An 8,627-nucleotide genomic window follows, 5' to 3' on the forward strand; every position below is an offset into this window, starting at 1 on the left:
GGCGGGGTTCGACGGCCCGCTGACGAGCGTCTGGTCCGGGCCGGCCGGCGCCGGGGCGGCCGGCGACCGGGCGGGCTTCGTCGGGGCGCGCGCCGGCGCCTTGCTGGGCGGGGCCGGCGCCGGCTTGCCGGCGACGCCGGTGATCCAGTCGTAGATGGTGTCGATGCGCCCGCTCAGGTCGACCTTCGAGTGCGGGCACGACGGCCCGTGGCTGACGACCGACACGAGCACCGCCGTGCCGTCGCCGGCCTGGGTGAAGTACGGGCCGCCGGAGTCGTGCGAGCACGGGCTGGTGGTCGGCTGCGGGGCGCGGCCGGTGGTGCCGAGGTAGCCGCGGGTGCGCGACACCACCTCGAACTGGCCGGTCTGCAGCCGGGTGGCCAGGGTCGACTCGTCGCCGTCGACCATCAGGCCGTAGCCGGCCAGCCGCACGATCATGCCGATCCTGGGGGCCTTGCGGCCGAGCCGGACCGGCGTCACGTCGGTGATCGGCGTCTCGAGCTTGGCCAGCGCCACGTCGGTGGTCGGCGACTGGCGCACCGCGATCACCTTGACCGTGTGGCCCGCCTTGCCGGTGAGGTCGGTGCGGCCGGCCGTCGCGGTGGTCAGGCGGGCCACCGGGCGCGAGACGTGGGTGCCCTTCGCCGTCTTGAAGCAGTGTCCCGCCGTGATCACCCACTGGGGCGCGATGAGCGCGCCGGAGCACGAACTGTTGCGGCGTCCGCCGCCGGACGTCGGCAGCCCGGTCATCGTGAGCTTGACCGCGAAGGCGTACCTCCCGGTGGTGACGTCCTGCCCGTCGGCGATGGCGCGGGCGGGCGAGCCGGAGCCGGCCGCGAGCCCGCCGACGGCCGTCGGCAGGAGCAGCAACATCGTGGCGAGCCGGGAGTGCAAAGGCGCGATCCTCACGTCCATGAGTACGGGTGAGTCGCATCATAGGTTGCCCGCGCCAAGGACAAATTGCTCTACGGAATCGCGCGATGACCCTGTGCTAGATCGCCGCGGAATTGGCGGTCAGAAACAGCCGGGTCAGGTCCGCGAAATCGTCCGCCCGCTCGATCTGCGGCATGTGGCCGGTGTCCGGGAACAGGTGACTGCGCGCGTGCGGCAGGGCCGCGGTCGCCGCCGGCAGATGGGTCGCCGGCAGGATCCGGTCGCGGTCGCCCCAGACGATGAGCGTCGGCTTGGGATGGGCCGCCACCTGCGCCAACAGGGTCTCCCGCCACGGCGCGCGGACCCCGCGGAAGGTGCCCAGTTCCCGCGCGGTCTCGAGGTAGACCCGCGCGTAGTCGGGGCGCGCGGCCACCCGTACCGCGAAGTCGACCCGTTCGGCGGTGACGTGCGCGCCGTCGTGGAACAGGTTGCGTTCGATCCGCCGGGCAGCCCGCGGGTCGATGCGGCGCAGCAACGGTTTTCCGAGCCCGGGAATGGCGAGAATGCGCAGCGCGAGCGTCACCTCCTTACCGAAACCGGCGCTGTTCACCAGGGTCAATGTCGCCACTCGGGACGGCGCCGTGGCGAGCAGTTTCATGGCGACCGCGCCGCCGAGCGAGTTGCCCATCACGTGCAGCGGGCGGTCCTCGCCGAGGGCGTCGACGGTCGCGAGGACCCCGCCGGCCAGCGAGGCCAGGTTGATCGGGCCCGGCACCGCCGTCGACATGCCGTAGCCGCTCAGGTCGACCGAGATCACCCGGTACGCGTCCGACATCCGCTCGTGCTGCGGGTCCCAGTCCTCGAGGCTGCGGCCGATGCCGTGCAGCAGCAGCACCGGCGGGTGCGCCGGATCACCGCTCTCGCGGACCCGGATCCGCGCGCCGCGTACCGCAAGGGTCTTGATCATCGAGCCACCGCCGTCCTGGCGCGGCGGCCGGCCGCCGCCGTCAGCATGCCGATCAGCCTCATGTGCCCGGCGGGCGCCAGCCGGGCCAGCAGGTCGGGGATCTTTGCGGTCGAGGCGATCAGGACCCGCCCGCGGCGCCGCTCGACCCCGTCGAGGATCTCGGCGGCGGCCTTCTCCGGCGGATAGGTCAGCAGCGCGGTGAACGTGCGCTGCTGCGCGTCGACCTGGTCGGCCGGCACGCCCTCGCCGATCCGCGCGCTCTGCGCGATCCGGGTACGGATCCCGCCGGGATGCACCGTCGTCACGCCGACGCCCGACTCCAGCAGCTCGCCGCGCAGCACCTCGCTGAGCCCGCGCAGCGCGAACTTGCTCGAGCTGTACGCCGACTGCCCGGGCGGCGCGATGAGCCCGTACAGGCTGGAGACGTTGACCAGGTGGCCGCCGGGCTCGGCGGTCAGCGCCGGCAGCAGGTGGTGGATGAGCAGCACCGGCGCGGTGAAGTTCACCGCCATCACCCACTCGAACTCGTCCAGGCTCACCTGGTCGAAGCGGCCGCCGAGCGCCACGCCCGCGTTGTTGACCAGCAGGCCGATCGCCGGGTGCCGCTCGCGGATCCCCTCGGCCGTGCGGATCACCGCCGCGCGGTCGGCGAGGTCCGCGACCACGGCCTCGACCGCCAGGCCGGGGTGCGCGGCGCGGATCCGCTCGGCGACCGCGTCGAGGCCCAGCGCGTCGCGGTCCAGCAGGACCAGGCCGCTGCCGCGGGCCGCGAGGCCGTGGGCCACCTGCTCGCCGATGCCGCTTGCGGCGCCGGTCACCACGGCGGTGCGGCCGGCGAAACGGTACGGGCTCAGACGCGTCATCGAACCTCCTCGAGTACGGGTGCGCCGCGGCGCGTGAATGTCATGTCCCGGCGCACGTCGGCGCGCGGGGTGGTGAGCACGTCCAGCAGGTAGTTCTGCCGGACCGTCCAGGGGTCCCGGTCGCCCTGCCGCGGGAACCTGTCCAGGGCCCGCTGCACGTAACCGGAGGTGAGGTCGAGCAGCGGCCGCCGGTTGCCGGGCGTCTCCCGGGGGGTGGCGCTGGCGTAGCCGTGCCGGTCCAGGTGGGACAGCAGGCGCAGCACGTAGCGGTGCGACAGGTCGGCGCGCAGCGTCCAGGAGGCGTTGGTGTAGCCGATGCAGTAGGCGAAGTTCGGCACCCCGCTGAGCATCAGCCCGCGGTAGGCGACGGTGCCGCCCGGATCCACCGGGTTGCCGTCGACACTCAGCGCGATCCCGCCGATCGCCAGCAGGGAGAGGCCCGTCGCGCCGACCACGACGTCCGCCTCGAGGGTACGGCCGGAGCGCAGCAGGATGCCCTCGGGCACGAACCGCTCGATGTGATCGGTGGCGACCGACGCCGTGCCCGCGCTGACGGCCTCGAACAGGTCGCCGTCCGGCGCGATGCACAGCCGCTGGTCCCACGGCTGGTACGCCGGGGTGAAGTGCTCCTCCAGGTACGCCGGATCCGCCAGGTGCTGCAGGGCCGTGCTGCGCAGCAGCGCCTTGACGCGCTCGGGGCGGCGCCGGGCGAGCTGGTAGAAGCCCTGCGACAGCAGGATGTTCTTGATCCGGGTCAGCCTGTGCGCCGGCCGGGCGGGCAGCACGCGGCGCAGCGCGTCGGCCACCACGTCGCGTCCGGGCAGCGCGGTCACGTACGAGGGGGAGCGCTGCAGCATCGTCACGTGCCCGGCCGTCGCGGCCATCGCGGGGACCAGGGTCACCGCGGTCGCGCCGCTGCCGATGACGACGACCCGCTTGCCCGCGTAGTCGAGGTCCTCGGGCCAGGACTGCGGGTGCACGAACCGGCCCGCATAGTCCGCCAGCCCGGGGAAGTCCGGCCGGTGTCCCTCGGCGTAGTCGTAGTATCCGGCGCACGCGTACAGGAATCCGCAGGTGAGGGTCGCGCCGCCGGACAGCCGCACGGTCCAGCGGTCGCCGGACCAGTCGGCCTGCTCGACCCGGGCGCCGAAGCGGATGTGCGGGGTGATCCCGCCCTCGTCGGCGGTGTCCCGGATGTACTCGCGGATGCTCGCGCCCGGCGCCATCGACTCGCGGCCCCGCCAGGGCCGGAACGGGTAGCTGAGGGTGAACATGTCGCTGTCCGAGCGCACGCCGGGATAGCGGAACAGGTCCCAGGTCCCGCCTATCGCGTCGCGGCCCTCGAGGATCGCGAAGGTGGTGCCGGGCCGCTCGCGCCGCAGCCGCCAGGCCGCGCCGATCCCGGACAGGCCGGCGCCGATGATGAGGACGTCGAAATGTTCGGCCATAGCCGACAGTCTCGGGCACGAACCGGCCGGTAACTTGCTTTGACACGACACTCATTTACCTCTGCACGACACTTCCGATACCGTGCCTCATGGATTCGATGGTCCGCGGTGCCTCGCTACGCGGGCTGCCGGAGCTCGTCGACCGGCTCGGCGGCGACGGCGCGGGCCTGCTCGCCCAGTTCCGGATCCCGCCGGCCGCGCTCGAATCCGACGACGCGGTGATCGGCTCGACCGCGGCCGGGCGGGTCCTCGAGACGGCGGCCGCCGGCCTCGGCGTCCACGACCTGGGCCTGCGGCTGGCCGGGCAGCAGAACGCGACGGTGCTCGGCCCGCTCGCCCTCGCCATCGAGAACTCGCCGACGTTCGGCGACGCGCTCGACACCGCCAACCGGTTCCTGTTCGTGCACAGCCCGGCGCTGACCGTCTCGCAGATCCCCGACCCGGCCGGGCGGCCCGGCGTCGTCGGGCTGCTCTACCGCGGCACCGGCGAACCGCTGCCGCCGCAGGTCGTCGACCTCGGGCTGGGCCTGTTCCACCGGATCATCGTGCTGCTGCACGGCGGGGCGTACGGGCTGCGGTCGGTGCACCTGCCGCACGCGCCGCTCGCCCCGATCGACAGCTACACCGGCTTCTTCGGCGCGGACGTGCGCTTCAACCGGGCGGACGCGGTGCTGCGGGTGCCCGGGGCACTGGCCGCCACCGCGGTCCCGGGCGGCAACCAGGTGCTGCGCGACATCGCGCTGGCCTACATCACCAGCCACTTCCCGGCGCCGGGCCGCGCGGTCTCCGGCCGCGTGCACCTGTTGCTGACCCAGGCCCTCGGCTCGTCGCCGGTCAGCCTGGCCGCGATCGCCCGGCTGCTGCGCACCCATCCCCGTACGCTGCAGCGCCGGCTCGCCGCCGAGCAGACCAGCTTCGAGGCGATCCTCGACGACGTCCGCCGCGCCACGGCGGCCCGGCTCATCACCCAGACGGATCTCCCGTTCACCCAGGTCACCGCGATGATCTCGCTGGCCGAGCAGTCGGCGCTGAGCCGGGCGGTGCGGCGCTGGTTCGGCGTCACCCCTCGGGAGCTTCGGGCCACGGGGGACGACCGGTTCCGGTGAGGCGGATCCCGCCCCACGGGTCGGGCTCGCCGAGCCGGGCGCGGGCGTGGCGGTCGCCGACCCGCACGGTCGCCTCCCGGATCCCGGCCCGCAACTGGGCCGTCAGCGCCTCGTCCGGCGCGGCCCGGCCGGCCCAGCGGTAGCGTCCCTCGACCGGCTCGAACCGCACGGACAGCCGCACCTGCGCGGTGACGGCGATCCCGCCGGCCTCGATCACGGCCTCGCCCCGGTAGTCCTCGCCGTCGCTCATCGTCCGTCCACCGCTGCCGCCCGCCGGATTCCCGCGATGCCGTCCCACAGAAAGGAGGTCAGGTAGTCGGCCAGGGCCGTGCGGCTGATCGGCTGCTGCTCGCGCAGCCACCAGTCGCCGGCGGATTGCACGTAGCCGACCAGCCCGAACGCCCACGGCAGCGCCGGCCCCGCGTCCAGGCCCAGCGCGCGCAGCCGGTCGCCGAGGATCCGGGCGAGCCCGCTGGCCACGGTGCCCATCGCGTCGGCGACCACGTCGGCGTCGCGGGCGATGCCGCGCTGGTGCACCACGAACCGGTACACGTGCGGGTCGGCCTCGATGAACGCCAGGTACGCGTCGATCGCCGCGGCCACGACGTCGCGCTCCTCGCGTACGGCGGCGACGGCCGGCTCGATGGCCTCGACCACCGACCGGGCCGCCTGGCGACCGACGGCCAGCCAGAGCCCCGACCGGTCGCTGAAGTAGCGGTACAGCACGGGCTTGCTCACCCCGGCGTGCGCGGCGACCGCGTCGATGCCGGGCTCCGGCCCGAGCACGCGGATCGCCTCGATCACGGCCTCGACCAACTCGCGGCGGCGCCGCTCGCGATGCTCGGCCCAGCGGCGGCTGCGCCCGTCGGGACGGTTGACGCCTTTATCGACGGAGTTCATAGTACAAGAAGTAGCTGTTACCCCCGGTAACGTCAACTCTTGGAGAGCCTCATGGCCGTTCCCGACCGGGCACAGACCGCGACCCGGCTGCTGCGTTCGTCGGCCGAGCACTCGTACGACCCGGACGTCGAGATCGACTGGGAGGCGCCGCTGGTCGCGGGCCGCTGGTTCACGCCGCAGCACCGCTCGACCCTCTACGGCACCGACCTGTGGGCCACGCTCAGCGAGGAGCAGCGGATCACGCTGACCCGCCACGAGGTCGCCAGCATCGCCTCGCTCGGCGTCTGGTTCGAGACGATCCTGATGCAGTTGCTGATCCGCGAGTACTACCGCGCGGACCCGACCTCCGCACACGCCCAGTACGCCCTGACCGAGATCGCCGACGAGTGCCGCCACTCGGTGATGTTCGGCCGGATGATCGACAAGCTGGACTGCCCGGTCTACCGGGTCGGCGCCTTCGACGACGCCCTGGGCAGATGGATCGCGGCGACCGCCACCGGCCCCCGGATGTACGCGGCCATCCTGATCGCCGAGGAGATCCTGGACGCCCTGCAGCGCGAGGCGTCCACCGACGAGACGGTCCAGCCGCTGGTCCGGATGGTGTCGCGGATCCACGTCATCGAGGAGGCCCGGCACGTCCGCTACGCCCGCGAGGAACTCGCCCGCCAGGTGCGCGCCGCCGGCACCCGCCGGCTCGCGTTCGACCGGCTGATCATCGCGCGGGCCGCGTACCTGACCGGACGCCGCATCGTGAACCCGGAGGTCTACCGCTCGGTCGGCATCGACCCGCGGGCCGGCCGCCGGGCCGCGCTGGCCAACCCGCATCACCGCGAGACGATGCGCTGGGCCGGCGAGAGGGTCGTCGCCTACCTGCGCGAGCTGGACCTGATCGGCGGCCCCGGCCTGAGCCTGTGGCGCCGCTCCCTGCTGCTGTGACCGGGCCGCCCCGCCGCGAATTGTGGCGTAAGTCGCACCCGCGGACGACCGAAACCCCTGGTGAACCGCACCGCCTTGACGATGTTGCCCTCGCGGACGGCCCTTCGATCGGCACGGCCGCGAATCGGCCGTCGACCTGCGAGGTGTGTGGTGCCACGAGACAAAGACCAGCTCACGGTGGCGACCGTGATCAACCCGGAGACCCAGGGCATCGAGTGGGAATCCAAGGTCGAGGAGTACGAGGACGGCCTCATGGTCATCCCCGCGCCGCCACCCGAGCTGGAGATCGGCGTCCCCGCGGACGACGCGGTGATCAACATTTCGTGGAACCGTCCGCCGCACCGCTACCGGGTGAGCGCGGAGATGGTCGCCTCGTCGCAGTCGCGCTGGCGGCTGCGCGTCGTGGGCGAGCCGGTGCCGGTGACCCGCCGCACCTTCTTCCGCGGCGGCGGCGGCGAGGTGGCACAGCTTCGACACCACGACGCCAAGTCCTGGCACGCCGCGACCGTCGAGGACGTCAGCGAGGCCGCCCTCCGCTGCTACGTCACCGACCTGCAGTTCATCGAGGGCGACCCGGTGCACGCGCGGGTCACGCTGGGCGAGGACACCTTCGAGGTGAGCGGCACGGTGCTGCTCACCCGCGAGTCGGACAAGGCCGCCGGCGTCGACGCCGAGGTGGTCATCCTCTACACGCTGGCCGAGGCGCAGGCCCAGCAGGTGCGCCGCTACCTGCTCGAATGGCAACTCGCCGAGCGCCGCCGCGCCGCCGCCGCGGACGACGACTGACCCACCCAGTGCCGGGATAGCCGCAATATGAGGCTTATGTGCCTTAGGTCAGGTGGTCCCACTCGATCTGAGCAGGTCGGCTAGCGTCGTCCTCTCGTGCCGAGCGAAGGGGAGGGCCAGTGGCCAAGACGGGGGGAGTGTTCTGCGTCGAAGGCCAGTGGGAGGACGACCTGACCAGTCGCGGCTCCGTGCTGCCCACCCTCGAGCTGCTCGAACGCCTCGGCAGCATCCGTTTCATCCACCGGGACACGGCGACCACCGAGGAGCTGCACTACTACCTGGACAGCTGGCTGTCGCGCAAGTACGCGGACTTCAAGGTCGGCTTCTTCGCCCTGCACGGCCAGCCGACCCAGCTCTGCCTGACCAGCAAGCAGACGGTCGAGCTCGACGAGGTCGCGGCCTGGATGTCGGGCCGGTGCGGCGGCCGGACGCTGTACTTCGGCAGCTGCTCGGTGCTGCGCGCGTCGGACCGGGTGCTGCAGGACTTCCTGCACGAGACCAAGGCCGCGATGCTGTGCGGCTTCACCAAGTCGATCGACTGGGTGGAGTCGGCGGCGTTCGAGACGGTGGTGCTGAACGCCCTGGTCAACGGCGGAAAGATCGACAGCGCGGAGCGGCTGATGCGCTCGTCGCGCTGGACGGCCCTCTCGGACCACCTCGGCTTCCGCGCGGTGTACGCGAACGGACGGTGACGGCTCCGCGGCGGTGCCGCGGAGCCGCCGGTGGCCGCTACCGCCTGTGGCGCCAG

Annotated in this window: 10 protein-coding genes; 4 read left to right on the plus strand and 6 right to left on the minus strand. The window is 72.8% G+C overall.

From position 1 onward, the window contains the following. From AB0F10_RS41475 to AB0F10_RS41490, 4 genes are all read right to left on the minus strand, one after another. A partial coding sequence (locus AB0F10_RS41475; protein ID WP_360638846.1) for a trypsin-like serine protease occupies window positions 1–909 on the minus strand: 909 nt, incomplete at its 3' end. A gap of 82 nt (window positions 910–991) precedes the next feature. Continuing rightward, complete coding sequence (locus tag AB0F10_RS41480) at window positions 992–1,840, minus strand: alpha/beta fold hydrolase (protein WP_360638848.1); 849 nt, start codon at window positions 1,838–1,840, stop codon at window positions 992–994. Continuing rightward, on the minus strand, window positions 1,837–2,694 hold the full coding sequence (locus AB0F10_RS41485) for an SDR family NAD(P)-dependent oxidoreductase (RefSeq protein ID WP_360638873.1): 858 nt from the start codon (window positions 2,692–2,694) through the stop codon (window positions 1,837–1,839). The genes AB0F10_RS41480 and AB0F10_RS41485 overlap by 4 nt, the downstream gene beginning before the upstream one ends. Before the next feature lie 5 nt (window positions 2,695–2,699). After that, window positions 2,700–4,151 (minus strand): NAD(P)/FAD-dependent oxidoreductase, encoded by a 1,452-nt coding sequence (locus AB0F10_RS41490; protein WP_360638851.1) that lies wholly within the window; start codon window positions 4,149–4,151, stop codon window positions 2,700–2,702. Window positions 4,152–4,240: 89 nt separating this feature from the next. On the opposite strand from AB0F10_RS41490, the gene AB0F10_RS41495 reads away from it, so the two are divergent. Continuing rightward, window positions 4,241–5,257 (plus strand): AraC family transcriptional regulator, encoded by a 1,017-nt coding sequence (locus tag AB0F10_RS41495; RefSeq protein ID WP_360638854.1) that lies wholly within the window; start codon window positions 4,241–4,243, stop codon window positions 5,255–5,257. Here the strand turns inward: AB0F10_RS41495 and AB0F10_RS41500 are convergent. Together AB0F10_RS41500 and AB0F10_RS41505 are read right to left on the minus strand one after the other, a co-directional pair. Next, window positions 5,211–5,507: a DUF4873 domain-containing protein gene (locus tag AB0F10_RS41500; RefSeq protein WP_360638857.1), complete on the minus strand. Its 297-nt coding sequence runs from the start codon at window positions 5,505–5,507 to the stop codon at window positions 5,211–5,213. The two genes, AB0F10_RS41495 and AB0F10_RS41500, sit on opposite strands and share 47 nt — an antisense overlap. After that, window positions 5,504–6,157, minus strand: a complete 654-nt coding sequence (locus AB0F10_RS41505; protein WP_360638860.1) for a TetR family transcriptional regulator — start codon at window positions 6,155–6,157, stop codon at window positions 5,504–5,506. Before AB0F10_RS41505 ends, AB0F10_RS41500 begins: the two co-directional genes overlap by 4 nt. A gap of 51 nt (window positions 6,158–6,208) precedes the next feature. On the opposite strand from AB0F10_RS41505, the gene AB0F10_RS41510 reads away from it, so the two are divergent. The 3 genes from AB0F10_RS41510 to AB0F10_RS41520 all read left to right on the plus strand — a co-directional run bounded on the left by AB0F10_RS41510 (window position 6,209) and on the right by AB0F10_RS41520 (window position 8,571). Next, complete coding sequence (locus tag AB0F10_RS41510; RefSeq protein WP_360638863.1) at window positions 6,209–7,093, plus strand: diiron oxygenase; 885 nt, start codon at window positions 6,209–6,211, stop codon at window positions 7,091–7,093. Between the two features lie 150 nt (window positions 7,094–7,243). Then, the gene (locus AB0F10_RS41515) at window positions 7,244–7,879 is read left to right on the plus strand and encodes a hypothetical protein (protein WP_360638865.1); all 636 of its coding nucleotides are present in this window, start codon (window positions 7,244–7,246) and stop codon (window positions 7,877–7,879) included. A gap of 119 nt (window positions 7,880–7,998) precedes the next feature. Continuing rightward, window positions 7,999–8,571 (plus strand): DUF6642 family protein, encoded by a 573-nt coding sequence (locus AB0F10_RS41520; protein ID WP_360638867.1) that lies wholly within the window; start codon window positions 7,999–8,001, stop codon window positions 8,569–8,571. The last annotated feature ends 56 nt before the right edge of the window (window positions 8,572–8,627 follow it).

Source organism: Actinoplanes sp. NPDC026623, assembly GCF_040638275.1.
Lineage (GTDB): Bacteria > Actinomycetota > Actinomycetes > Mycobacteriales > Micromonosporaceae > Actinoplanes.